The following is a 320-nucleotide window of genomic DNA, read 5'->3' as shown; positions in this document are numbered from 1 at the left end:
CGGATGTCCTGCACGAACGTGACGTCGTCGGGGTCGGCGCGCAGCTGGGGAACGAGTCGGCGCAGGTAGCGCTTGTCGTCGGCGGTGAGGCCGCCGGTGCGCTCGGCCACGACGACGAGGAAGCTGGTGCTGCGCCCGCTGCCGAACGCGGGATCCATCAGGTCGGTCGCGACGGCGGACGGTGCGTCGAGCGGCACGACCGGCGTGGAGTCCTTCGCGACGACCTCCTCCAGTTGCGGCACGGCCGTGTTGAGCACGCCGGTCACCAGCAGCCAGGCCGCGAGCACCCACCCCGCTCGTCGTCCGCCGCGCGGGGTGGG

The 320-nt window shown here is 73.4% G+C and carries 1 protein-coding gene; it reads right to left on the bottom strand.

The genetic code is table 11. From position 1 onward, the window contains the following. On the bottom strand, window positions 1-320 hold a 320-nt coding region (locus tag KSO97_RS17470; protein WP_232681970.1), incomplete at both ends, for an MMPL family transporter.

The organism is Nocardioides sp. R-C-SC26 (assembly GCF_021246465.1).
In the GTDB taxonomy this organism is placed as follows: Bacteria; Actinomycetota; Actinomycetes; order Propionibacteriales; family Nocardioidaceae; genus Nocardioides.
The sequence above is the reverse complement of the archived record's forward strand: the minus strand, read 5'-3'. Positions and strand labels throughout refer to the sequence as shown.